At 72.8% G+C, this 24,414-nt stretch carries 21 protein-coding genes; 4 read left to right on the top strand and 17 right to left on the bottom strand.

Going from position 1 to position 24,414, the window contains the following annotated elements; translation table 11 throughout:
* The coding region (locus GVV75_RS06395; RefSeq protein WP_201288724.1) for a hypothetical protein at window positions 1-273 on the bottom strand (273 nt) is incomplete at its 3' end.
* A 254-nt stretch (window positions 274-527) separates the two neighbouring features.
* Between GVV75_RS06395 and lexA the strand changes: the two genes are divergently transcribed.
* Window positions 528-1,421, top strand: coding sequence for a transcriptional repressor LexA (gene lexA, locus GVV75_RS06400; protein ID WP_159813988.1), 894 nt, complete (start codon window positions 528-530; stop codon window positions 1,419-1,421).
* Between the two features lie 79 nt (window positions 1,422-1,500).
* Here the strand turns inward: lexA and GVV75_RS06405 are convergent, their stop codons facing one another.
* The 3 genes from GVV75_RS06405 to hflX all read right to left on the bottom strand — a co-directional run bounded on the left by GVV75_RS06405 (window position 1,501) and on the right by hflX (window position 6,253).
* Window positions 1,501-2,505, bottom strand: coding sequence for an L-lactate dehydrogenase (locus tag GVV75_RS06405; protein WP_159523938.1), 1,005 nt, complete (start codon window positions 2,503-2,505; stop codon window positions 1,501-1,503).
* Between the two features lie 191 nt (window positions 2,506-2,696).
* Window positions 2,697-4,631, bottom strand: coding sequence for an ATP-dependent DNA helicase (locus GVV75_RS06410; RefSeq protein WP_175994122.1), 1,935 nt, complete (start codon window positions 4,629-4,631; stop codon window positions 2,697-2,699).
* Window positions 4,632-4,723: 92 nt separating this feature from the next.
* Window positions 4,724-6,253, bottom strand: coding sequence for a GTPase HflX (gene hflX / locus GVV75_RS06415; RefSeq protein WP_159625799.1), 1,530 nt, complete (start codon window positions 6,251-6,253; stop codon window positions 4,724-4,726).
* A 202-nt stretch (window positions 6,254-6,455) separates the two neighbouring features.
* Between hflX and GVV75_RS06420 the strand changes: the two genes are divergently transcribed.
* Both GVV75_RS06420 and GVV75_RS06425 read left to right on the top strand, forming a co-directional pair.
* Window positions 6,456-7,826: an MFS transporter gene (locus GVV75_RS06420; RefSeq protein ID WP_328703538.1), complete on the top strand. Its 1,371-nt coding sequence runs from the start codon at window positions 6,456-6,458 to the stop codon at window positions 7,824-7,826.
* Window positions 7,827-7,872: 46 nt separating this feature from the next.
* Complete coding sequence (locus GVV75_RS06425) at window positions 7,873-8,493, top strand: class I SAM-dependent methyltransferase (RefSeq protein WP_159814026.1); 621 nt, start codon at window positions 7,873-7,875, stop codon at window positions 8,491-8,493.
* Here GVV75_RS06425 and GVV75_RS06430 read toward each other — a convergent pair.
* From GVV75_RS06430 to GVV75_RS06490, 13 genes are all read right to left on the bottom strand, one after another.
* Window positions 8,483-10,051, bottom strand: a complete 1,569-nt coding sequence (locus GVV75_RS06430; RefSeq protein ID WP_236266082.1) for an MFS transporter — start codon at window positions 10,049-10,051, stop codon at window positions 8,483-8,485. The genes GVV75_RS06425 and GVV75_RS06430 overlap by 11 nt on opposite strands.
* A 23-nt stretch (window positions 10,052-10,074) precedes the next feature.
* A complete protein-coding gene (gene brnQ, locus GVV75_RS06435; protein ID WP_159523936.1) occupies window positions 10,075-11,448 on the bottom strand; it encodes a branched-chain amino acid transport system II carrier protein in 1,374 nt (457 codons plus the stop codon).
* Window positions 11,445-12,428 carry a diaminopimelate epimerase gene (locus GVV75_RS06440; RefSeq protein WP_159813990.1) on the bottom strand — a complete coding sequence of 328 codons (984 nt, stop codon included), beginning with the start codon at window positions 12,426-12,428 and terminating at the stop codon, window positions 11,445-11,447. The genes brnQ and GVV75_RS06440 overlap by 4 nt, the downstream gene beginning before the upstream one ends.
* Before the next feature lie 9 nt (window positions 12,429-12,437).
* Window positions 12,438-13,430 carry a tRNA (adenosine(37)-N6)-dimethylallyltransferase MiaA gene (miaA, locus tag GVV75_RS06445; protein ID WP_236266083.1) on the bottom strand — a complete coding sequence of 331 codons (993 nt, stop codon included), beginning with the start codon at window positions 13,428-13,430 and terminating at the stop codon, window positions 12,438-12,440.
* Window positions 13,431-13,438: 8 nt separating this feature from the next.
* A complete protein-coding gene (locus tag GVV75_RS06450; protein ID WP_235925228.1) occupies window positions 13,439-14,239 on the bottom strand; it encodes a YbjN domain-containing protein in 801 nt (266 codons plus the stop codon).
* The gene (locus GVV75_RS06455) at window positions 14,236-14,712 is read right to left on the bottom strand and encodes a YbjN domain-containing protein (RefSeq protein ID WP_159717860.1); all 477 of its coding nucleotides are present in this window, start codon (window positions 14,710-14,712) and stop codon (window positions 14,236-14,238) included. The genes GVV75_RS06450 and GVV75_RS06455 overlap by 4 nt, the downstream gene beginning before the upstream one ends.
* Before the next feature lie 71 nt (window positions 14,713-14,783).
* The gene (locus GVV75_RS06460) at window positions 14,784-15,329 is read right to left on the bottom strand and encodes an FMN-binding protein (RefSeq protein WP_159813994.1); all 546 of its coding nucleotides are present in this window, start codon (window positions 15,327-15,329) and stop codon (window positions 14,784-14,786) included.
* Window positions 15,329-16,117 carry an ABC transporter ATP-binding protein gene (locus GVV75_RS06465; RefSeq protein ID WP_159717858.1) on the bottom strand — a complete coding sequence of 263 codons (789 nt, stop codon included), beginning with the start codon at window positions 16,115-16,117 and terminating at the stop codon, window positions 15,329-15,331. Before GVV75_RS06465 ends, GVV75_RS06460 begins: the two co-directional genes overlap by 1 nt.
* A 1-nt stretch (window position 16,118) precedes the next feature.
* Window positions 16,119-17,447 carry an FtsX-like permease family protein gene (locus GVV75_RS10455; protein WP_159813996.1) on the bottom strand — a complete coding sequence of 443 codons (1,329 nt, stop codon included), beginning with the start codon at window positions 17,445-17,447 and terminating at the stop codon, window positions 16,119-16,121.
* A gap of 83 nt (window positions 17,448-17,530) precedes the next feature.
* A complete protein-coding gene (locus GVV75_RS06475) occupies window positions 17,531-18,823 on the bottom strand; it encodes an ABC transporter permease (RefSeq protein ID WP_159813998.1) in 1,293 nt (430 codons plus the stop codon).
* Window positions 18,824-18,881: 58 nt separating this feature from the next.
* On the bottom strand, window positions 18,882-20,153 hold the full coding sequence (locus GVV75_RS06480; RefSeq protein ID WP_159814000.1) for a DUF2318 domain-containing protein: 1,272 nt from the start codon (window positions 20,151-20,153) through the stop codon (window positions 18,882-18,884).
* A 153-nt stretch (window positions 20,154-20,306) separates the two neighbouring features.
* Window positions 20,307-20,981, bottom strand: a complete 675-nt coding sequence (locus tag GVV75_RS06485; RefSeq protein WP_159523924.1) for an iron transporter — start codon at window positions 20,979-20,981, stop codon at window positions 20,307-20,309.
* Window positions 20,982-21,077: 96 nt separating this feature from the next.
* Window positions 21,078-22,877, bottom strand: coding sequence for an FTR1 family iron permease (locus tag GVV75_RS06490; protein WP_236266084.1), 1,800 nt, complete (start codon window positions 22,875-22,877; stop codon window positions 21,078-21,080).
* Window positions 22,878-23,005: 128 nt separating this feature from the next.
* Between GVV75_RS06490 and GVV75_RS06495 the strand changes: the two genes are divergently transcribed.
* Window positions 23,006-23,959, top strand: coding sequence for an FAD:protein FMN transferase (locus GVV75_RS06495; protein ID WP_159814002.1), 954 nt, complete (start codon window positions 23,006-23,008; stop codon window positions 23,957-23,959).
* The last annotated feature ends 455 nt before the right edge of the window (window positions 23,960-24,414 follow it).

A 24,414-nucleotide genomic window follows, 5' to 3' on the forward strand; every position in this document is an offset into this window, starting at 1 on the left:
GGGGCGCGGGCGGGCGGGGCGCGGGCGGGCGGAGCGCGGCGCGCTCGGGCGCCGGCGCAGGTCGGCGGGAGCCGCGATGGCGGGAAACTCCGGGGCATCCACCCCCGAGACGAGCCGCAGGCGCGGGCGGCGGGAAACGCCGGCAGTGCGCGCGGGCAGCGCATCCTGCTCGGCAGTCTCCGCGCGAGGGGCTGAGGCCGCCGAGCTCGCGGACAGGGGCGTGACCATCCGCAGGCGGCGGGACGGCTGCGGCGGGAGTGCGAGTGCGCTCACGGGGAACCTCCTAGAACACATGTTCGACGAACAACTGTTCGAAGAATAGCGAGTCCGACGCGACACGTCCAGCATTTTTCGAACATGTGTTTGAATGACTGGCGGGCTGGCCGTATGGTTGACGATGAACAGGACATCACCGGGCACTGACACGAATCCGGCGCCCTTAACCGCTCGCACCGGGCCCGTGGTCGCCCCGGCGCCCCGGCGCCGGCCCGATCCGGCAGCCCGCCCGCACTACCGAGGAGATCGCGATGAGCACATCCCGCGGCAGCGGCCGCCCCACGAAGGCACGAGCCGGGGGGCCGGCCGCCCGGCGGGCGGAGGGAGCCTGCGCGCGGGAGCGCCCCCACCAGGACGGCGCCCCCAGCGCCGAGGCCGCTGAGGGCTCTCGCAGCGCGGCCAGCGGCGATCGCGTTCTTGCGAGCCTCGATGAGCGCGCTCGCGCGGTGTACGAGGCCGTGCGCGACGCCGTCGTCGATCACGGCTACCCGCCCTCGATGCGCGAGATCGGGCAGAGGGTGGGGCTCACCAGCCCGTCGTCGGTCAAGCACCAGCTCGACAAACTCGAGCGCCTCGGCCTGGTGCGCCGCGATCCCAAGCGGCCCCGCGCCCTGGAGGTCATCGTCCCCGAGGAGCCCGGGGCCCTCGCGTCCACCGCCACCCCTGGGGGGCCCACGCTCCAGGTGGCCCCCGACCCGACCAGCCCCTCCCCCGCCACTGCCGCCGCCCTGCCCATGCTGCCGGGAGTGGCCGAGGGGGAGGCCGTAGCGGTGCCCCTCGTGGGGCGGATCGCGGCAGGCTCGCCCATCCTGGCCGAGCAGGAGGTCGAGGACGTCATGGCCCTGCCCCGGCGCCTGACCGGCTCCGGGCAACTCTTCATGCTCCAGGTTCACGGGGACTCGATGATCGACGCCGCGATCTGCGACGGCGACTGGGTGGTGGTCCGCGCCCAGTCCGACGCCGCCAACGGGGAGATCGTCGCCGCCATGCTCGACGACGTCGACGGCGCCTCGGCCACGGTCAAGGTCCTGTCCCGCAAGGACGGGCACCAGTGGCTCCTGCCGCGCAACCCCGACTACGCGCCGATCCCGGGCGACGACGCCACCATCATGGGACGGGTCGTCACCGTCCTGCGCGCGCTGTAGCGAGCGCCCGCAACGCGACGACGGCGCCCCCATCCATGACCGGATGGGGGCGCCGTCGTCGCGTTGCGGGCGCGGGGCCTCAGTAGCCCAGGCCGCGGGCGACCTCGCGCAGGCGCTGGGCGGACGCGGTGAGGCGGTCGCGCTCGTCGAGGGTCAGGGGCAGCTCGAGGCGGCGCCCGGCGCCCTCGCGGCCGACGATCGTCGGGACCGCCATGCACACGTCCGAGATGCCGTGCCAGTTCTCCAGCAGCGGGGAGATGGTGAGCACGCGCTGCTCATCGTTGAGGACGGCGCTGATGATCTTCTGCACGGCCAGGCCGACCGCGTAGTTGGTCACGCCCTTGCCCTCGATGATGCGGTAGGCGGAGCGGACGACGTCATAGGCGATGCGGTCGCGCTTGGCCTGGTCGAAGATGCCGCCGTCGAGGGTCCTGCCCCACTGGGTGACCGGCACGCCGCCGATCTCGCAGCTCGACCACAGGGCGACCTCGGAGTCGCCGTGCTCACCGGCGATGTAGCCGTGGATGTTCTGGGTGGCGGTGCCGGTCTCCAGGGAGACGAGGTAGCGCATGCGGGCGGTGTCCAGGACGGTGCCGGATCCGAAGACCTGGTTGTCGGGAAGGCCCGTGATCTTCCGGGCGCAGTAGGTGACGACGTCCACCGGGTTGGCCACGAGGAGGAAGATGGCGTGCGGGGCGACCTCGACGAGCTTGGGCAGGATCTTCTCCATGATGCCCACGGTGGCGCCGGCGAGATCGAGGCGGGACTGGCCGGGCTTCTGCTTGGCCCCGGCGGTGATGGCGATGACGTCGGCGCCGCGGCAGATCTCCGGGTCGTCGGAGCCGGAGACGGCGCCCGCGGAGGTGAACTGGATGCCCTGGGCGATGTCGAGGGCCTCGGCCTCGACCTTCTCCTTGGCGATGTCCTGCAAGACGATCTCGCGTGCCACGCCCTTGGTCACGCAGGCATAGGCGAGGGTGGAGCCCACGGCTCCGGCGCCGATGATGGCGACCTTCGAGGGGCGGCCGGACTTGCCCGTCGGGTAGGAGCCTTCAGCGGTGTTGGTGATCGCGGCGTCGGACACGGAAAACCTCCAGATCTTCGGGGATGGGCCGTTCGGCCCAGGGCCCAGCCTAGTCGCAAGAGGGGCGGGCCACAGCGGCCCTAAGCCCCGGAGCCGTATGACTCGGCGTCGCCTCCCTCGGCCGCCATCAGCGGAGGCGCCATCAGCGGAGCCGCCATCAGCGGGGCGCCCCCGCCCGTCTCAGCGCTCATCTAGCGCCCGGCCGCCGCGAGCCGCTTGAGCGCCCCGAGGACGACCTCTCGCTCGGTCGTGGGCCACAGGGCCGGCATGGAGCGGGCCAGGAAGGCACCGTAGCGGGCGCGGCGCAGCCGGGGGTCGAGAACGGCGACGACGCCGCGGTCGTCCGAGCGGCGCACGAGCCGCCCCGCGCCCTGGGCGAGCAGGAGCGCGGCGTGCGTGGCGGACACGGACATGAAGCCGTTGCCCCCCGCCGCGCTGACCGCCTCGGCGCGGGCGTTGGCCACGGGATCGTCCGGGCGGGGGAAGGGGATGCGGTCGATGATGACCAGCCGGCAGGCCCTCCCCGGCACGTCCACTCCCTGCCACAGGCTCAGGGTGCCCACCAGGCAGGAGTCCTCGTCCTCGGCGAAGGCGCGCACGAGCGTGGGCAGCTGGTCCTCCCCCTGGGCGTAGACGGTCAGGCCGGTGGCGCCGCGCAGCAGGGAGGCGGCCTCCTCGGCGGCCCGCCTGGAGGAGAACAGGCCCAGCATCCCGCCACCGGAGGCCTCGGTCAGGGCGAGGACCTCGTCGAGCGCGGCCTCGGAGATGCCCTTCTGGGGGCGGGGCAGGTGCGTGGGGGTGTAGAGGATGCCCTGGCGGGCGTAGTCGAAGGGCGTGCCGACGTCGATCCCGTCCCACGCGGTGCCTCCCAGCGCGAGGCCCAGCGCCCGCGCCATGGGGCCGAAGCTCCCGCCCAGCGCGAGGGTCGCCGAGGTCAGCACGGCGGCCCGCCCCTCAAGGAGGGTGTCGGCGACCCTGCCCGCCACGTCGATGGGGGCGAGCAGGAGGCGCGGCGGGTCGGCGCCCATGCGGGGCCTCTCAATCCAGGCCACGTCCCGGCGGGCCTCCACGCTTCCCGAGGTCATGCGCTCGACGGCGTCGAGGAGGTCGGCGACGGCGGTGCGAGCCAGGGCGATCGCGCCGGCGTCTCCTGAGCGGGCCTTGGCGGCCTCGCGGATGTCGCCGGCCATTCGCCGGGTGGCCTCGTCGAGAATGATGAGGGAGTCGTGGAGGGCCTGGGGCAGGCCCGCCTCGAGGCGCCCATCGGGCAGGTCGGCCAGAGCAAGCTGGAGGGCCTGACCGGCGGCCTCCAGGTCGGCGGCGATGACGCCGGCGTGCTTGCGGGCGGTGGCGGCCGCGCGCATGACGGCCGCGGCGGACAGGCTCACGGTCCCCTGCGAGCGGACCCGGTCGGCGAGCTCGTGGGCCTCGTCGACGACGATGATGTCGTGCTCGGGCAGGACATTCGGATTGCCGGCGGCGGCGATGCCGAGCATCGCGTGGTTGGTGATGACCAGATCCGCCTCGCCGGCGGCGGCGCGGGCGAGCTCGGGGAAGCAGTCGTCGTGGAAGGGACAGGAGGCGCCCAGGCACTCGGCCCGGGAGACCGAGACCTGCGCCCAGGCGCGGTCCGTCACCCCCGGGACGAGGTCGTCGCGGTCGCCGGTGCCCGTGGTGGAGGCCCACTCGCGCAGGCGCAGCACCTGCTCGGCCAGGCTGGTGGCCCCCGCCTGCCCCAGGCGGGCGGGGGCCAGGGCGCTGGCGGCGGAGAAGAGCGAGTCGGCGTCGTCGTCCTCGGGGTAGCCCCCGGCCACGCGGTGGCGGCACAGGTAGTTCTGCCAGCCCTTGAGAAGGGCGATCGACGGGGCGCGGCCGGTGGCCTCCTGGACGGCGTCGGCGGCCAGGGGCGCATCCTTGGTGAGGATCTGCCGTTGAAGAGCGAGCGTGGCGGTGGAGACCACGGCCCGCTCCCCCGCCTCGACGGCGCGGGCGAGCACGGGCACGAGGTATCCCAGTGACTTCCCGGTGCCGGTGCCGGCCTGCACCATGAGGTGGGTGCCGTCGGCCAGGGCCTGGTGGACCCGGCTGGCCATCTCCTCCTGCCCGGCCCGGGGACTGCCGCCCATGGCGTCCACGGCGTGGGCCAGGGCCGTCAGCGCTGTCAGCGCGGCGGCGCACGGGCCCTCGGCGCCGTCGGGCGGGCCCGCCGCCCGATCGCTCACAGGGCCGCGCCGGTGAGCTCGGCGGCGAGAGGGGCGCTGACCTTGGCGACCAGGCGCGTGCCGGCCTCGACGTACTCGATGGACTCGATCTCGCCGTCGGCGTGGACGCGCGAGACGAGATCGCCCCGCGAGTAGGGCACGACGACGTCAACGGGCACATCCGGGCGGGGCAGCATCTCCTCCAGGCGCTCGCGCAGCTCCCCGACGCCCTCGCCGGTGCGCGCTGAGACGGTCAGGGCCCCGGGCAACTGGGAGCGCAGGGCCACGAGCGTCATCGGATCGGCGAGATCGGCCTTGTTCAGGACGATAAGCTCGGGGACCTCCAGGGCGCCGGGGATCTCCGCCAGGACGGTGCGCACGGCGGCGATCTGGGACAGGGGGTCGGGGTGGGCGGCATCGACGACGTGCAGGACGAGGTCCGCCTCCGCGACCTCCTCAAGGGTGGAGCGGAAGGCCTCGATCAGCTCGTGAGGCAGGTTGCGCACGAAGCCGACCGTGTCGGTGAGCGTGTAAACGCGCCCGTCGGAGGCCTGGGCTCGGCGAACCGTGGGGTCGAGAGTGGCGAAAAGGGCGTCCTGCACCATGATCCCCGCGCCGGTGAGGCGGTTCATGAGGGAGGACTTGCCGGCGTTGGTGTACCCGGCGATGGCGACACTCGGGATGGGGCCGCGGCGGCGTGAGCCGCGCTTGACCTCGCGCGAGGGCGCCATGGCCCTGATCTCGCGGCGGAGCTTGGCCATACGCTCGCGGATGCGGCGCCGATCGAGCTCGATCTTCGTCTCGCCGGGGCCGCGCGAGCCGATGCCCTGTCCCCCGGCGACGCGCCCGCCGGCCTGGCGGGACATGGACTCGCCCCATCCGCGCAGGCGCGGCAGCAGGTACTCCAGCTGGGCGAGCTCCACCTGGGCCTTACCCTCGCGGGACTTGGCGTGCTGGGCGAAGATGTCGAGGATGAGGGCGGTGCGGTCGACGACCTTGACCCGCACGACGTCCTCCAGGGCGCGGCGCTGGGAGGGGGCGAGCTCGCCGTCGACGATCACCGTGTCAGCCCCCGCGGCCGAGACGATCTCGGCGAGCTCCTTGGCCTTCCCGCTGCCCAGGTAGGTGGCGGGATCGGGGTGGTCACGGCGCTGGATGACGGCGTCGAGGACCTCCGAGCCGGCGGTCTCGGCCAGGGCGGCGAGCTCGGCCAGCGAGGTCTCGGCGTCCTGCGCCCCGGCAGGGCCTCCGGCGGCGCGCGGCAGGTCGAGGCCCACGAGCACGACCTTCTCCAGGCGGATCTGGCGGTACTCGACCTCGCTGACGTCCTCCAACTCGGTGGACAGGGAGGCGACGCGCCGCGTGGCGGCACGGGCCTCCCGCTCCAGGGAGCCATCGTCGCTCTCGCGGCTCTCGTGCTGGGAGGCGGTGGAGGCCAGGGCGGTCCCCCGGCGGGAGAGGATGCGGGCGACGATCTCCTCGGCGCGGGCCTCAGCGGCCTCTGCGTCGTCGGGCCGGCCGGCGGTCTGGGGGGTGGGGTGGGTCACTGGAGTCCTTCGGAATCGCGTGAGGCGGGCCCGGAGCGGGGCTCGACGGGCCGACCGATCCGGCGCGTCGGTCCGGGCGGCCGCATGGGCGGGGCCTGCTGGCCGCCGGTCACGACATCCGGGTGATCCACATGGGCGCATTGTAGCGCAGTCGCGCCCGCTCCCCCGGGGGTTCGGCGCTCGTCGGCGCTAGTCTCGGCGCGTGAGCCCATCGCCGACGACGCGGGCCCCCGCGCCGCCACCATCACCGCGCACCCTGCTGACCACGAGGCTGGGCCATCTGGCGACGGCGATGCTCGTCGTCGAGCTCCTGGCGGGGATGCAGACCTACATCAACCAGACGGTCCTGCCGCTGCTGGCCACCGACCTCGACGCCCGCGACTCCTACGGCCTGGTCACGGCCGCCGCCCAGGTGCCCGCATTCCTCACGATGCCCCTGGGCGGCGCGATGCTGGAGCGCTGGCGCGCCGGCGCCCTCATGACGGCTCTGACCGCGCTGCTCACGGCGGGCGCGGTCATCGGCGCGCTCGCGCCCACCATCTGGGTGTACATCCTGGGCGAGGTGCTGCGCGGCCTGGCGGCGGGGGCCCTCGCCACCGTGTCGATGGGGGTGCTCGTGGCTGGGTTGCCCGATGCCTGGCGGCGCCTGTACGCGGCGGCGGGATCGGCGATGTGGGTGGTCTCCTCCCTCATCGGGCCCGCCTACGCCGCGGCCCTGAGCGCCGCCGCCGGGTGGCGCTGGGCGCTCGTGGGCTACCTGCCCGTCCTCGTGGCGGCGCGGGCGGCGATGGCGCACGAGGCGGCGGACCTGCGCTTGCGCGGGGACGACGGCGCGCCGTGGATCCCCGCACTGGCGATGGCGGGCGGGGTCGGCGTCATCGGCGCGGCCCGGGCGGCGAGCCCCTGGTTCTGGCCGATGGCGAGCCTCGGGATGGTCCTCGTGGTGGGGGCTTGCGCGCGTGTCTTCCCCGCGGGCTCCCTGCGGCTGGAGCGCGGGCGCAGGGCCGCCGTCGGGACCCTGGCGTGGCTGTGCTCCCTCTACTTCACGATCGACCTGGTGGTGGCGCCGGCCGCCCATGACGTGCTGGGGCTGGGCCCGGGCGCGATCGGCTGGGCGCTGACGACGGCGGGCGTGTGCTGGTCGGTGATCGCGATGCGCTGCGGGGCGCGCCCCGCCCGCGATCCCCGGCTCCTGCGGCGGCGCGCAGCCCTGGCGGGGATCGCCTTCGCCTCCGGGGGCGCGCTCATGATCGTGGCCCTGGCCGGCGCCGCCCCCTGGTGGTGCCTGCACGCGGGTTTCGGGGTCCTCGGGGCCGGGATGGGGCTGACGAACCAGGACGCGTGGCTGCGGGTCATCACCGCACCCGAGATCGATGACGGCATCAGCCAGGCGCGCGCCGCCACCTCCGCCGCCGTGGCGGGCTCGGCGGGGGCCGCCGCCCTGGCCACGCTCGTCACCGCCGCCGTGGCCCCGACAACGGCCGGAGTCGAGGCGCGCCTGCTCGTCCCCGTGCTCATCGTGCTCGTGGTGGGGCTGGCCGCCACTCCCCTGCTCGCGCGGCGCATGGATTGAGCGGGACCGGCCCCGGGCCCGCCCGGCCTCCTCGGCAGCGGGTAGCCTGGGTGGCGTGAGCGACCAGCATTACTTCACCGCCTCCCCGGCCGCCCGGGCCGCTGAGCGCCGCCACCGGTTCACGATCCGGGGCCGCGAGGTGGAGGTGACCACGGCCTCCGGCGTCTTCAGCGCGGACCGCCTGGACAAGGGCACGCGGGTGCTGCTGGACCACGTGCCCGATCCGCCCGAGACCGGCCGCTTCCTGGACCTGGGCTGCGGCTGGGGCCCGATCGCCCTGGCCCTGGGCTCGGCCTCCCCGGCCGCGGAGGTCCTGGCCGCCGACACCAACGAGCGCGCCGTGGACCTCACGGCGCGCAACGCGGAGGCCGCCGGGCTGGGGGGCGTGCGCGCCGCCCCGGCCGGCGCGCTCCTCACCGAGTTGCGCGCCTCCGGGCGGCGCCTGGACCTCATCTGGTCCAACCCTCCGGTGCGGATCGGCAAGGAGGCGCTGCACGCGCTGCTGACGGACTGGCTGCCGCTCCTGGCCGACGACGGCGAGGCCTGGCTCGTCGTCGGCAAGAACCTGGGGGCGGACTCGCTGGCCGCCTGGCTCGCGTCCCAGGGCTGGGCGGTGGCGCGCGAGGCCTCGGCCAAGGGATTCCGGGTCCTGCGCGTCAGCCGCTGAGAGTTCCGCCATCCGCGCCGCCCCTGCGCCGCCCGGCCCCGCGCCGCCCGGCCCCAGCGCGCAGGTCGAGGACCGCCAGGGCGAGCGCCATCAGGCAGATCGCGGCGCTCGCGCCCAGGCCTATGAGGAAGCCCTGGTCCCAGCCCTGGCGGCCCGCCGTCGTCAACGCGATGCCGGTCAGCGCGGCGATCCCCACCGAGGTGCCGATGCGCTGGCTGGTCTGGAGAATGCCACCGGCCGCCCCGGCGTAGTGGAGGGGCACCTCGGCGAGGGAGAGCGTCTGGTTGGGCGAGACCACCATCGCCTGCCCGGCGCCGTGAAGGATGAGGGTGAGGCCCGCCCACCAGAACGGCAGGCCGAGGGTGGCGTGGAGGCGGACGACGAGCATCGTGGCCAGGAGGCTAGCGATGACGAGCGTCAGTCCGATGAGCACCATGGGGCGCCCCACGCGCAGCGCGTGCCGCCCGGCGATCGGAGCGCAGATGGCCCCGGCCAGGGCGGAGGGCAGCCCCACCAGGCCCGCCGCGAGGGCGGAGGAGCCCAGGCCCTGCTGGACGTACTGGGCGATGATGAGCCAGATCCCCGCCACTGAGGTGAAGTAGGCGCCGATGAGCAAGGTGCCGACGGCGAAGGAGCGCGTGCGGAAGAGCCCCAGGTGGACCATGGGCTGACGCCCGCGCATCGCGTAGCGGCGCTCCCAGACGAGCCAGCCGGCTCCCAGGGCCAGCCCGATGCCGAGGCTCCCCCAGATCCAGGCGCCCACCGGTGAGTCGGAGCGCTCAACGAAGGGGAGCATGACGAGGAGGGTCGCCAGGCCCAGGAGCATCATCCCCACGGGGTCGAAGTCGGCGCGGGGCCTTCTGGTGCTCACGGAGGCGCCGGAGCGCCGGGGGCCGGGAGCGGCGGTGGTGGTGGAGGGGGCCCAGGCGGAGGCGGGCAGGACCCTCAGCGCGACGACCACGCCGATGAGCGCGACGGGCACGTTGACGAGGAAGGAGGCGCGCCACCCGGCCTCGGGGCCGAGCGCCCCGATGAGCGCGCCGGACATGGCCGGCCCCACGGCGACGGACACGCCCACCATCCCACCGAACATCCCGAAGGCGCGCCCGCGCCGCTCACCCACGAAGTACTGCTGGATCATCCCGGTGACCTGGGGACTCAGCAAGCCCGAGCCCACGCCCATGAGCAGGCGCGCCAGGTTGAGGGCGAGGAGGGAGGGCGCCAGGCCGCAGAGGAGGGCGCCGGTGCCGAAGACCGCCAGGCCAGCCACGAGCAGGCAGCCCCGGCCCAGCACGTCCCCGGCGCGCCCCGCGGCCACGAGCAGGATCCCGAAGACGAGGGCGTATCCAGAGACCACCCACTGGAGCGCGGAGGTAGAGGCGCGCAGGCTCGTCTCAATGGCGTGCAGGACCACGTTGACCGAGGAGACGGCCAGGAGGGACATGAAGGCAGCGATGAGCAGGACGGAGAGGATCTCCTTCTGCTGGCGGTCCATCGGCCCCGACCCACTGGCCGCGGGAGCGGCGGGGTGGGGGGAGTCGCTGGCGCTGGGTGTCACCAGCCCACCCTAGGACCCGGGGCTCAGTACTGCGAGGCGATGGCCCTCCGGACCTCGTCGGGCACGTCGCTGGTGTCGCTGGCGGGGCGGCTCCACCGGCCGGTGGCGACATCCACGCCGATCGAGAGCGCGATGACGATGACCACCGGCAGGACCCACCCGATCGAGTTGTCCCAGGCTCCGGTGCGCGCGAGGAGGTCGGAGGGCGCCGACCAGCCGGTCTCCGCGGCGGCGGAGACGGCGCCGAGGACGGCGGCCAGGCTCACGGGCACCCGATACGTCCAGTGCAGATGGCCCGGGGCGGCGCTGTCGATGAGCGTGACGACGATGAGGGTGATGACGATGGGGTAGAGCAGGAGCGTGACCGGCGAGATGATGACGATCATGGCGCTCAAGCCCAGGTTGGTCAGCGCCAGGGCGACGGCGGAGCAGCCGATGGCCTGGGCGCGGAAATCGATCCGGGGCCAGGCGGTGTTGGCGTAGCCGGCCCAGGAGGAGATGAGCCCGATGGCGGTGGAGAGGCAGGCGAGGACCACGACGAGGGCGAAGACCACCGTGCCCGTGGGCCCGAGGGAGTCGGCGGCGGCCGCGCGCAGGAGCGAGGTGCCGTCGGCGGGATCCCCGTCGGCGTGCATGCCCAGCAGCGCCAGGCTGCCGTAGACGGCCGCCAGGCAGATCGCGGCGATGACCCCGGCGCCACTGGTGCCCCACAGGATCTGCCTGTCGGTGCTCAGCCCCTGGGCGCGCAGGGTGGTGATGACGACGATCCCGAAGACAGTGGCCGCCAGCGCGTCCATGGTGAGGTAGCCCTGGGTCAGCCCGGCGGCCAGCGGCGCGGTGGTGTAGGCGCCGGTGGCGGGTCGATCGATCACCGGGCCCGCCATGATGGCGGCGGCGCACAGCACCGCGATGAGGATGAGGAGCGCGGGCGTCAGGAACTTGCCGATGCGGTCGGCCAGGCGCGAGGGCCGCAGGGACAGGGCGAGCGCGACGGCGAAGAACCCGACGGCGTGGAGGGCCAGGGCCACGGGGCCGGTGGGCATCCCGGCGAGCTCCAGGAGCGGCCTCGTGGCAAGCTCGTAGGAGACGATCGCGGTCCTGGGGATGGCGTAGAGCGGGCCGATGGACAGGTAGACGACGAGCGGGAGGACGCGCCCGAAGCGGGGCCCGACCCTTCGGGCCAGGCCGAGGATCCCCTCCCCGGAGGTGGACACGGCGATGACGCCCAGGAGCGGCAGGATGACCCCGGTGGCGATGAAGCCGATGACGACGACGCCCACCGCGTCCCCGCTGGAGGCGCCCAGGGAGGGCGGGAAGATGAGGTTGCCCGCCCCGAAGAACAGGGCGAAGAGCATGAGGCCGGTCGTGGCGACCTGGCGCAGGTCGTGGCCGATCATAGGACCACCACCCGTGCGATGAGGCTGGCCAGGCCGGTGAGGATGATGCTTCCCCCCGGGGCTGCGCCCACGTGGGCCCCGACCTCCCCGCCGGGGACGAGCAGGCGGTAGGACTCGGGGGCGCCCTCGCCCTCCCACTCGTGGAGGGCGGCGGCGACGGCGCAGCAACTCATCGCGGTGGAGGGGGCGTCCCCCTCCGAGCGGCCCAGGGCCCTCAGGCGGGCCACGCCGATCGGCTCCCCAGTGGCGGGGTCGGCCTCCTCGCCCAGGGGGACCACGGCATCCAGGGCCACCGGCGCGGACGGCTCGGGCTCGTAGCGCACGGCCCCGCCGGGGCCGATGGCCCCCTCGGGGCTCGCCGCGTCGAGCTCGGCCTCGTCGGCCAGGGCGATGACGATGTGGGTGGCCGCGGCGCCCGTCATGGTGACGCTCAGGCCCGCGCGGGGGCCGTCGATCCCCGGGATGGCGACGGCGGTATCCCAACCGGGCCAGTCCTCGTCCGCCCCGGCGGGGCCGGCGGGGGGCTCGGGGCGGGAGGGCAGGCGCGCGGGCCCCATGTCCACAGCCCACAGGTCTCCGATCCTGGTGGCGGTGCGAGCGCCCCCGCGCGTCCCAATGGTCACCGATGCGCCCTCAAGGATCACGGCCAAGGACTCGGCGATGAGGGTCTGGGCGAGCAGGAGCGCGGCGCTGGGGGATGCCCCGGCGACGGCCCCATCGGCGCTGTAGTGGTCCATGAACCACTCCGCCTCGGGCACGGCCTCGGCGAAGCGCTCGGCCCCGGGCAGGCTCGCCGTGCGCACGACGCGCACGAGCCCGCTGGCGCCTATGCCGCCGCGCCGGTCGCACACAGCGGCGATGTCCGCGGCAGTGAGAGGGACATCGCAGTCGGGATCGACGAGCATGAGGAGGTCGTCGCCCGCCGCGCGCCCCTTGATGAGCTCGTGGCCCGCCAGGCCGTTGCGCGTCGAGGTGGTCATGCGCCCACCCTATGCGACGGGCTGGGGCTGCCCGGAATCCGCGGCCCCGACCAGCCCCAGCGCGACGTCGAGAACCCGCTGCCGCTCGCCGTCGAGCACCGCCCCATCAGGGGTGAGGCGCATGTCGATCCAGTGGATGCGCGGGTCTCGGCGGAACCACTTGAGCTGGCGGCTCGCGAGTCGGCGGGTGTCGGCGGCCGTGGCGGCGACGGCCTCCTCGACGCTGATCCCCCCGTCGATGACGGCCAGGGCCTGGGCGTAGCCGATGGCGCGCCTCGCCGTCGGTCCCTCGCGAAGCCCGGCGCTAATGAGCCCGCGGGTCTCCTCGATGATGCCCGGGCCCACCACGGGGCGGAACATGGCGGCGGCGCGGGCGTTGATGCGGGCGCTCAGGGCCTCGCGCGGCGGGCGCAGGGCCAGGTGGACGGTCGGGGCGACGTCCTCGTAGCGGGGCAGGGTGGCCGAGAAGGGGCGGCCGGTGACGGCCAGGACCTCCAGCGCGCGCACGATGCGACGGGTATCACCCTCATCGATGCGCTGGGCGGACAGGGGGTCGGCGCCGGCCAACTCCTCCCACAGGGCGCGGGCGCCTTCGGCGCGGGCGCGCTCCTCCAGGCTCGCGCGCACGGTCGGGTCGGTGCCGGGGAAGTCGAGGGCGTCGGTGACGGCGCGGACGTAGAGGCCCGAGCCGCCGACAATGATGGCCCGCCCGCCGCGGGCCTCGATGGCGGCGAGATCGGCGCGGGCGTACCGCTGGTAGGCGGCGACGGAGGCCTCCTGGGCGACGTCGAGGACGTCGATCTGATGGTGGGGGTAGCCGCGGCGCTCGGCCAGCGGGAGCTTGGCGGTGCCCACGTCCATGCCCCGGTAGAGCTGGGAGGCGTCGGCCCCCAGGATCTCGCTGCTGGCGGGTCCGCCGCCGAGGGCGTCGGCCAGGTCGAGGGCGAGTTCTGACTTGCCGGTCGCCGTCGGGCCGACGACGGCGATGCGCGTGAGTGCCACGGTGGGCCTCACAGCTCGGGCAGGAGAGGGGCGATGGCGCGCAGCGCCTGCGTGCAGGAGGCCAGGGCGGTGTCGAGGTGGAGGCGCAACTGGTCGTCGGTGATGCCCGCGCGCAGGTCGGTGATGTAGATGGCGCGGATGAAGGGGCCCTCGGGGCCGTCGACGATGGCGACGGTCGGGAAGTAGCGGTCGCGGTTCCAGTCGTTGACGGCGGATGCGAGCTCGTCGCGCTGTCCCTCGGGGCCGGGCTCGGCCCAGTCCCCGGAGATGAGGAGCCAGCCGTCGTGCTCGGCGGGGATCTCGATGATGAAGGGGAAGCCGTCCCAGTTGCCCATGAGGGTGGCGTGGCCCTGATCCTCCTCGCGGCGGATCCGATAGGACATCTCCGAAGCGAGCATGGACTCGATGCGCTCCAGGGTCAGGCGCGAGGTGACCTGCTCGTCGGCGGGCTGCGCGGAGCCCCGCGCGCCCCGGGCCCCGCTGCGGGTGCGAGGCGCGCCACCTGGGCCCGCGCTGACGTTCTCCGAGCCATGTCGCCGGGGGCTCCCAAGGGGGCGGGCGCGGTTGGGGCGGCCAAAGGGGTCCGCTGAGTCCGCCGAGTCGGCGGGGTCAACCGAGTCGGATGAGGGTCCACCCGGGGCTGATCCCGCCGATGGGGCGGATCGCGCGGAGGATGGCGAGGGCCCGGGCGAGGAGTCCCCCGCGGAGCGCGCGGCGCCGGCCCGCCGGTCCCAGCCCTTGCCCATCGATCGGGCGATGAAGCCGGCCAGGCGCTCAAGGCGCGTGCGCCGCCGAGGGGCCTCGCTCACGGCTCGAGGCTCCCGCGCAGGGGGTCTGGGAAGACATCCTCGGCCTCACGCACGAGGGCGACGATGAGGCGGCATCCCGTGAAGACGAAGTCATCGATCTGGGCGTCGGTCATGCCGGCGTCCAGCGGGTAGGTGATCTCGCCGTGGAGGCGGACGATCCCCCCGTCACCCACGGTCAGGAAGGCCTTGGGGCCGATGCGGGTGGCGTTCCAGTCCTCAACGAGGGAGCGCAGGGCGGCGAGGTGCTCGGTGTCGGCGATGCGGTGCCAGGTACCGCGCAACTGGACGGCGCGCGTGTCCTGGAAGATGACGTGGACGACGACGCAGCGCCAAGGGATGCCGACGTCGCCCTCGTCATCGACGAAGTACCTCAGGCCCAGCCGGTGGGCGGCCTCCAGGATGCGCTCGGCGCTCACCGGCGTCGGCGCCGCGACGACGGTGGTGTCCGTGCGGGGGTCCGAGTCAGAGGGCATGGCACCAGCCTAGCCGCCCCACCACGGCGCGGGGTAACCCGGGCGCGGGGCGATCCGCCGTCGGCAGAAGGCTAGCCACGAGCCTGCTCCGCGATGGCGTCGATCGCCGCGTTGAAGGCGGCGGAGGTCTTGGAGGCCCCGGCAAGCGCGGTCACATGCGCCTGCTCGATGCTCTTGCCGACGACGGCGCCCTTGATCCTGGAGGTGAAGCCCCGGATGAAATTCTCCGAGGTGGCGTTGCCCGCGTGCCCGGTGACCGTGACATCCGTGATCGCGCCGTCGCTCAGGGTCACGGAGACGTCGATGGACTCATCGGCGGGCAGCTCATCCACGCCCCTGTAGGCCTGGGTGTCCCGGTAGGAGCCGTCCGCGTAGGGGCCGGCCGTGGGGGAGGCCGGCGGGGCGGAGGCGCTCGTCGGCGCCCCCGTCCGGGCCATGGGCCCCTGCCCCGCCCCCTGGGCCCGGCCGGCGTACTCGCCCTGGCCCGGGGCGGTGTCATTGCCGCCGCAGGCGGCCAGGGAGAGCGCCGCCATGGCGGCGCCGGTCAGGGACAGCGCCCTCCGGGCCGCTCCGGCGCTCCCGCCGCTCCCGTCGTCCCCCCGTGCGCGCGCGCTCATCATTCGTCCTCACCCTCCTGGTCGCGGTCGTGCTGGCCGGTGCCATCATGATCCTCCCCATCATGGCGCTCGGCGCCGTCGGAGGCGAAGTCCAGCATGTCCGATGCCCTGCGGCCGCTGCGTGCCCCGTCGCCGTTGATCCTCTCCCCCACGAGGCGCCCGTGGTTGAGCAGGATCTGTCGCTGGCCGCAGGAGGCGACATGGGCATCATGGGTGACGACGATGAGCGTGGTGCCCTCGGCGTGGAGGCGGGCGAAGATGTCGAGCACCAGTTGCTCGTTGGCCTCGTCGAGGTTCCCGGTGGGCTCATCGGCCAGCACGATCTCGGGGTGGTTGATGAGGGCCCGCGCGATGCACACGCGCTGCTGCTCGCCGCCGGAGAGCTGGGAGGGCAGGTGCTTGGCGCGATCGGCCAGGCCCACGCCGTCGAGCGCCGCCATGGCCTCCTTCTCATCGGTCATGGAGTGGTAGTACTGCGCCACCATGACGTTCTCGATGGCGGTCAGGTGCGGGATGAGGTGGAACTGCTGGAAGACCAGCCCGATCACGTTCTTGCGGATGTCGGTGAGCTGGGAGGCGCTCAGGCGGCCGAGCTCGCGCCCATCGAGGGTGACCGCGCCCCGGGTGGGGGTGTCCATGCAGCCGATGATGTTCATGAGCGTGGTCTTGCCCGAGCCCGATGAGCCGACGATCGAGAGCCACTCCCCCCGCTCAACGGTGAGGCTGAGGTCCTCCAGGGCGTGGAGGTCCCCGTAGGTCTTGTAGACGTTCGAGAGCGTGAGCAGCATGTCATTCCTCTCTCAGGACGACGGCGGGATCGATGCGCGAGGCGCTGCGCACCGGGGCGATGGAGGCGATGATGGCCACGAGCGCCGTGAGGGCGACGCACAGAGAGGCCAGCCACCAGGAGAACGGGATCGGGGCGTCGAAGACGCTGGTGCTCACGGCCTGGGCCAGGCCATGGCCGGCCGCCATCCCGAGCGCGCCGCCGATGAGCCCGAGGATGGCGGCCTCGGAGTAGAACTCCATCGAGATGGCGCGCCCCGTGGCCCCCAGGGCCTTGCGCAGGCCGATCTCGTTGCGCCGCTCCGCGACGATGACGGTCATGGTGGTGGAGACCCCCATGAGGGTCAGGGCGAGCACGATGAGGCAGACCACCCAGAACAGGGTGTCGAGCATGGTGATGATGCGGGCGGTGCCCGCGGTCATCTTGGCCACCGGCTGGGCGCGGACACCGTCGGCGCTGGCCTGGATCGAATCGGCGATCGTGGCCATATCCGTGGAGTCGGTGCTCACGGACATCTCGATGACGTCGTAGCCGGGCTTGGACTGGCCGGTGAGATCGTCGATGTCGGCGCTGGTGGCATAGATGATGTCATCCTCCTCGCCACCGGTGTCGACGATCCCGGCCACCCGCCACTCCCTGGAAACCCCGGAGGAGGCCTGGGAATGGGAGCCGTGGGCATGCGAGCCATCGGCGTGGGAGCCGTGGGCATGCGAGCCATCGGCGTGGGAGCCGTGGGCATGAGAGCCGTGGGTCGAGTGCGAGCCGTGGGTCGAGTGCGGGGCGGGGGCGCTCGGGGCCGCGCCTCCCGTCAGGGAGAGGCTGTCGCTGGACAGGTAGTCGACGGTCAGGACCGAGCCGACCGACAACCCCGCCGAGTCGGCGATGTCCTTGCCGACCAGGACCCTGCCCGAGGTGGGCCACTCCCCCTGGATCTCCCAGTGGCCGTTGAGCGCGCGCACGGCGTCGACGTCGATGCCGGCGGCGAGATGCGGCGACTTGTTGATGCGCACCGTCTCATAGCGGTAGGCGGCCGTGCGCAGCGCGGACTCGGGGGTCCCGCTGGCCCGGGCCGCCGCGGCGGTGATCGCCTGCGCATCGGCGTCCGAGACCCTGTGGGCCGCCCCCTTCTCGGAGATGGGCACGACGATGAGATTGGCCCCGAACTGGCGGATCTGCGCGCTGACCTGGGCCGGGACCGCCAGGCAGATGGCGGCCAGGCAGAACAGGGTCGCCGCGCCGACGGCGGAGGACAGGATCGCCGTGAGCGCGCGCGAGCGCCGGCGCGACATGGCGCCGATGAGCATCGTGGCGAACATCCTCCGGTTCGTCATGCGCCTCGGGGCACGGCGATCGGTCCCGGATCGCGCCGGGCTCGGGGAGGGCGCGGGCGTCGTGGGAGTCGCGGTCATCGGGCTCATCTCCTGTGCAGGGCCGTGGCGGGCTGTATCCGCAGGATCGCCCGCATCGAGGAGGCGGTGGCGGCGACGAGCACGAGCGCGACGAGCACCGCGACGATGACGAACACCATGGGGCGCATGGTGATCCCCGAGTCGAAGACGACCTTCCCGATGATCTGCGCCAGCCCCGTTCCCAGGGCGCTGCCCGCGAGAAGGCCGATGACCCCCACGACGGCGGTCTCCCCCAGTATCAGTCTGTTCACCGAGGCCGATGAGGCCCCGATGGCCTTGAGGAGGGCGAACTCACCAGTGCGCTCCACCAGGGAGGCGGTGGTCAGGGAGGCGGTGGCGAGCGCGGCCGCCACCAGGCTGAGGACGGTCATGAGGATCATGAGGGCCTGCGTCTTCTGCAGGACGTTGCCCTCGACGGCGGCGACCTGCCGGACCTGCTTGGCCACGGAACCGGTGATGACCTCGCTGATCTGGTAGGCGATCGAGGAGGGGTAGGCGGTGCAGTACCAGGTCTCCCAGTCCGCGGGGGACAGCAACTTGGGATTGGCCGCGGCCTTGCGGCTGAGCTCGTTCTCGGGGGTGGTCAGGGCCTTGACCTCGATTTTAGCGACCTGCCCCTCATGCCCGCTGAGCCCCTGGACGAGATCGAGGGGGGCGTGGATGCGCGAGTCGTCGGCATCGCCGGAGGTGTAGACGCCGGTGATGGTGAGGTCGCGGCTCCCCGTCGCCGTGGTGAGGGTGAGGGTGTCGCCGGTGGACACCCCGAGCTCGGAGGCCGCCGTGGCGCCGATGATCGCCTCGTCGGCGTCGTCGCGGGGCCAGGAGCCAGTGAGCTTCCACCACGAGCGCATGGTGGTCAATCCCGCCTCGGTGCTCTCGCCGGTGGGCAGGGCGAGCTCCTTGTTGAACCAGGTGCCCGTCACGGTCATGGAGTTGGAGGCGCCGGAGCCGCTGGCCGAGACCTGGGCGCGGCTGTTGAGCAGCGGGGCGAAGTCGACGATGTTGTAAGCCCAGAAGACCGTCTTGATCTTGGGCAGCTCGTCCTCACGCAGGTAGGAGGTGGCCTCTTGCTCCCCCGAGGTCTCATAGAGGCTGGACACGACGGCATCGGCCTTGGGGGCCACGACGATGTTCGACCCGTAGGCGGTCAGCTCGGCGTTCAACTTGTCCCCGACGTCGAGGACGACGCCGAGCATCGCCACGCTGATCGCGGTCGACAGCGCCACGGTCAGGGCGATGAGGCCGCGCCTGAGGGGCTGGCGCGTGAACGAGCGATGGATGATGCGCATGAGGAGCATCAGCCCATTCCTTCCCGGATGGCGGTGGCGGGGGCATCGAGGGCGTCGGGCGACGGCCTCATGCGAAGACCTCGGCGGAGGCCTCAAGGGCATCGGTGGTGATGGTGAGAGAACCGCCGTCGACGGTGAAGTCGATCGGGATGGGGTTGCACCCTCCCTTGAAGCCGATGGTCGCGGGGTTGATGGCCACATCGCAGCGCTTGCAGATCACCTTGCCGTCCTTCTCGTAGTACCCGGCCGGTCCGCAGGAGATGCAGGCGTCCAGGCCCACGCCGTAGGAGCCGCCGTTCTTGAGGATCACGAGGAATCGGACCTCGGTGCCCTTGGCCGCGGTGTAGGCGTAGCGGTGGAGGTGGCCATCCGCGATCTTGGCGAGGTCGATGCGGGCCGCGCCCTCGCTGACGGTGTAGGGCTCGGGATCGGAGAGCGTCGGAACCTCGTTGATGATCCTGACCAGGACGGTCCGGGTGGCCACGAGGGCGGCCAGCCCCGCCCCGGAGGCGATCACCCAGCGCCTGGTGCGGCGCCGCCCCGCGATCTCCCGGCGGCGCAGGGCCGGGTTGCCCTGCTCGGGGATCCTGCGCAGGGTCGCCAGGAAGGCGACGACCATGGGGATGAGCAGCACCGCGGCGGCGGCGATGAGGATGACGCCCTCGTCGTTGTTCGTCACCCAGATCATCGCCCGGAAGGCCTTGCCGCTGAGCCTGGCGCGCCTGGTGGAGTGGAGCATGCGCGCCAGGGTGGTCGCGTGAAGGAGGGCGACGATGGCGACGAGGACGAGGACGGCGGTCCGGGCCAGGGGGACGGGGGCGCGGCGGGCGGCCCTGTAGTAGATGAAGGCCAGGACTCCCACCGCCGCCCAGCCGACGGAGAAGCCGAGGATCCGCAGCAGCATCTGCGAGGAGAGGACCTCCTCCCCCGGCTTGATGAAGGCGGTGAGCTGGAGGATCATCTCGGGGACGGCGCGGAAGAAGGCCAGGGCGAGGACGGCGCAGGCGGAGGCGTTGGCCACCACGGCCGTCCATCCGCTATGCCCCCATCGGGGGCGGATGACGAGGGCCGCCAGGACGATGAGCAGGATCCCATCGGCGATGACGGTGGCGGCCACGGCGGGGATGTTGACGGCCGTGCGCGAGGTGATCGCCGCCGAGGCCCGCAGCCAGGCGAAGACGATTCCGGCGCCCAGGCCGAGCGCGGAGGCGCCCAGGCGGGCCCGGCTAGTCAGGGGCCACCCCTCGGGACGCGGCGGGACGAGGACGACGGCGAGCGCGGCGTAGAGCAGGAACGGCAGGGTCATCCCGCCGACGACGGCGGCGAAGCGCTCGAGCATGGGGGATCCTTCGATCGTTGCGCGGAAGAGGGCGATGAATGGGCGGGGCCCGGGGGCGGAGGGGCGGGAGGGGCGGCGCGCGCCAGGAGGGGTCTGACTGACGCGCGCCGGGACTCCCCCGCGCGCGACTCCCCCGCTACCCGGCCACGGCCCTCACCACTCCATGGGGGTGTAGTCCCAGTCCCAGCTGAGCTCGGCGGGGACCGTCCAGAAGTCGCCCTTGACGCCGGTCTCGGGGTCGGAGTGGAGGACCCAGCCGTTCTCGGCGGGGCTGTGGACGGTGAGCTTGAGGACGTACTGCCCGGCGTCGGGCAGGGCGATGTTGGCACCGTAGTGAGGGCCATCCGAGGCGTTCATCTGCATGAAGGTGCCCTTGGCCTGGCCGTTGTTGGCCACGGCGCCCGTCGCCTTGTCCGTGATCTCATAGTCGACGGTCAGGCCCGGGATGAAGTCGCCGGAGCCGTAGCCCAGGGTGTTGGACTCCAGGGCGGAGATGTCGGCCTCGAGGTGGAAGTTGGCCTTGGCGGCCTCCAGAGCCATGCCGGCGGGCTTCATGTCCACGGGCTGGAAGTAGACGACGGCGACGTTTGCCTGCTCCTCGATCTGCTTATCCGAGCCGACTGGGTACTCCTCGAAACCGGCTCCGGAGTCCGCGGCCGCGTCCTTGGAGGCCGCGTCCTTGGACGCCGCGCCGCCGGAGGCCTTCGCCGACGAGCCCGAGGAGGCGGCCTCCTTGTCGGAGCCGCAGGCCGCCAGGGCTCCTGCCATTGAGATAGTGGCCGCGACGGCGATCGCGCCGCGGCGGGTCAGTGCGGTCTTGGTGCGCATGGGATGCTCCTAATGTTCTCAGGGTGCGGGATTCGGCGCCGGTGGCGCCCTGTGGCCCCGGGCATCACCCGGGGAGCATGATGGGAGGGTCTCCCCTCAAGGGGTGCGGGCGGTCTCATCGCCATCCGCTCCCTCGGCGGCGACTCTGGCCCGATCCTCGCGTCGGCGCTTGATGACGGATGCGACCGCCAGGCCGATGACGATCCCGCCCATGACCGCCTGAGCCGCGAGGGTCTCCCGATAGGGGTAGAGGCCGAGGAAGTCGTGGGTGGGCCAGCCGGGCAGGTAGGTGGCGGGGACGACATCCCCCTCGATGAGGGCGTGCACGCCCCCTCCGGCGAAGACGACCACGAGGACAGCCATGAGCGCGCTCGTGATGGCGAAGAACGGGCGCAGCGGGATCCTCACGCTGGTGTAGCGGATGAGGAGGAAGACGACGACGAGGATGGCTGCCCCCACGGCGAATCCCTGCCAGATGGAGGCTGAGCCGGACGGGTCAATGGCGAACAGCGCCTGGTAGAAGAGGACGGTCTCGGCCCCCTCGCGGAAGACCGCGAGGAAGGAGAGCATGGCCAGGGCCCAGAAGCCGCCGTTGGAGACCGAGGCCCGGGTGCGGTCCTTGATGTAGGCGTTCCAAGACGCCACCGAGGATTTGGAGAGCATCCAGTTGGATGTCCCGAGCAGCATGAGCATGGCGACCAGCGCGACCACGCCCTCAAGGATCTCCTGGTGGGAGGAGGCGGAGTCGTAGAGGAGGTTGAACAGGACCGCCACGATCCCGCTGGCGATGAGGGCGAGCACGATGCCGGCGTAGATGTGCTTGACCCGGTCCTTCATCCCGGCCTTGAGGAGATAGGCGATGATGGCGGCGACGACGAGGATGGCCTCGAGACCCTCTCGCAGCAGGATGAGGAGCGCCTGGCCGAAGGAGCTGGTGAAGAAGGCCTTGACGGGGTTGACCGATGCCGCCGCCCCTCCGTCGAGCACCGCGGCGTCCTCGCTGATCATGGAGATGAGCTCAGCCGCGGCGGCGGACGGGTCCTCGCCGGCGAGCATGGTCTTGCGGACCACCTTGAACTGGTGCTCGACCTTGGAGACACGATCCCCCGAGATCGCCGTCAGCACGGTCTTCTCGAAGCCGAGCTTCTCGTAGTAGCCGTAGTAGGCCTTGTTGACCCTCTCGGCGCCGCCCTCGCCGTCGCCCGCCCTGGCCTTGGAGACGCCCTCCTGGATGAGGGCACTCATCTCCTGGGCCACCTCGGCCCAGGAGCGCTCGCCGCGCCCGGAGTTGACCTGCTTCTTGCTGGCCTGGATCTGCTCGCGCTGCGCCTGGATGGTGGCCGTCTTGGCGGCGGCGTAGTCACGGGGGCCGGCGAGGTCGCTCATCGCGTCAAGAGTCGTCGCCGCCTGTGCGATGGAGGCCTTGAGGGCGGCGGAGCCCGCGGCGAGGGAGTCGTCGTTGCCCTTCACCAGGGCGTTCTTCTTCAGGGTGGCGAAGGCGCTCTGGTGCTCGGCGGCCGCGTCCTGCCCGATGCGCGCCGAGATGACCTCCCCGATGTTGGAGGCCACGTAGTCGAAGCTGAGCGCGCTCTGGAAGTCGGCGGCCGCCCCGGTGGTGTTGCCGGAGGAGTAATCGGCCAGAGCGGAGTCGATCTTCGCCCCCACGGCGCCGGCGACCTCGGACCAGGTCGAGTAGTCGGTCGGGGCTGTGGCCTCGCGGGCCGGGGCGGCGGCCGCCGGCGCGAGGGAGGAGGTCAGCGAGGAGATCAGCAGGGGCATCAGCAGTGCCGCGATCAGGGCGGCCACCAGGCGGGCGGGAGCCGCGCTCGGAGCATCCCGATGACTCGCGGGCAGGAGCATGGCGCTGCCATGGGGAGGGCCGGGGGGCAGGAGCATGAGGCGGATCCTTCGACGTCGCCGGGGCCGTCGACCGACCTCGCGCATGGTTTCTTCACAAATTAGACCTTCGTCACGCAGGGTAGGCTCACCTTCGAGCGAAGGTCAATTCATCTAGGATGTCTGATATGTCGCGATCGTCCGCCGAGCAGCTCCCTGAGAGGCCCGGACCGGGCATGACGGGGCCCGGGGCCTGGGTCTTCTCGGCCACGGGCTCCGTGTGGTCGATCCGCAGCCGTGACCCACTTCCCCACCAGGCGCGCCGGGGCGTCATATCGCTGGTCGAGGGATTCGAGAGCACGTGGTCGAGGTTCCGCGCCGACTCCCTCATCAGCCGAGCCGCGGACGGGAGGCTCGGCGGCGGGCCGATCCGCCTGGAGCTGCCGGAGGGGGCAGGGGCCATGCTGGACCTGTACGACCGCCTTCACGCCGCCACCGGGGGCCGGATCGATCCGCTGGTGGGCGCTGACCTGGTCGCCCTCGGCTACGACCCCGCCTACTCCTTCACCGTGCGCGCCGGGTCGGTGACGAACCTGGGCCCGCCGGGCCGGGGAACGTGGGGGGAGCTCGCCCATCACGAGGGGGACGCGCTCATCCTCAAGCGCCCCGCACTGGTGGATGTGGGCGCGGTCGGCAAGGGATTCCTCGCAGACCTCGTGGGGGCGCTGCTCCTGGAATCGGGTGTGGAGGACTTCGTCGTCGACGCCGGCGGGGACGTGCTCGTCCATGCCGACGAGCCGGTGAGGATCGGGCTGGAGGATCCCGCCGATAGCACCCGCGTGGTCGGCGCCGTGGAGATCGCGCGCGGCGCGGTGGCCGGCTCGGGGACCAGTCGTCGGGCGTGGGGCGACGGCCTGCATCACATCCTCGACGGCCTCACCGGCAGGCCGGCGGCCCGGATGACGGCGACCTGGGCGATCGCCAAGACCTGCGCTGCCGCGGACGGGCTATCCACCGCGCTTTTCCTCACTCGCCCGGAGGAGCTGGCAGCCTCGGGCCTGCGCTTCGAGTGCGCCGTCCTGCGCGCTGACGGGAGCGCGGAGGTCTCCCGGGGCCTGCCCGGCTCGCTGTTCACCGCCTGACCAGCCGGTCGCGCCGCAAGCGGCCGGCGGGGGTATCCGCGGCTGGCGGTGCGTCCTCCCCGAGCGGAGCCATCCGCACCCAGCGGTGCCATCCACCCCGAGCGGAGCCATCCACACCCAGCGGAGCCATCCACCCCGAGCGGAGCCATCTGCACCCAGCGGTGCGTCCTCCCCGCACCAGTCGGCGCAATGCGCACCAGTCGGCGCAATCCGCACCGGTCAGTGCCATCCGCACCCAGCGGCGCCATCCACCCCGAGCGGAGCCATCCACACCCAGCGGAGCCATCTGCACCCAGCGGTGCGTCCTCCCCGCACCAGTCGGCGCAATGCGCACCAGTCGGCGCCATCCGCACCGAGCAGTGCCATCTGCACCCAGCGGAGCCATCCACCCCGAGCGGAGCCATCCACACCCAGCGGTGCGTCCTCCCCGCACCAGTCGGTGTTCCCCGCACCAG

The sequence above is a fragment of the Actinomyces sp. zg328 genome (assembly GCF_009829635.1).
Taxonomy (GTDB): domain Bacteria; phylum Actinomycetota; class Actinomycetes; order Actinomycetales; family Actinomycetaceae; genus Actinomyces; species Actinomyces marmotae.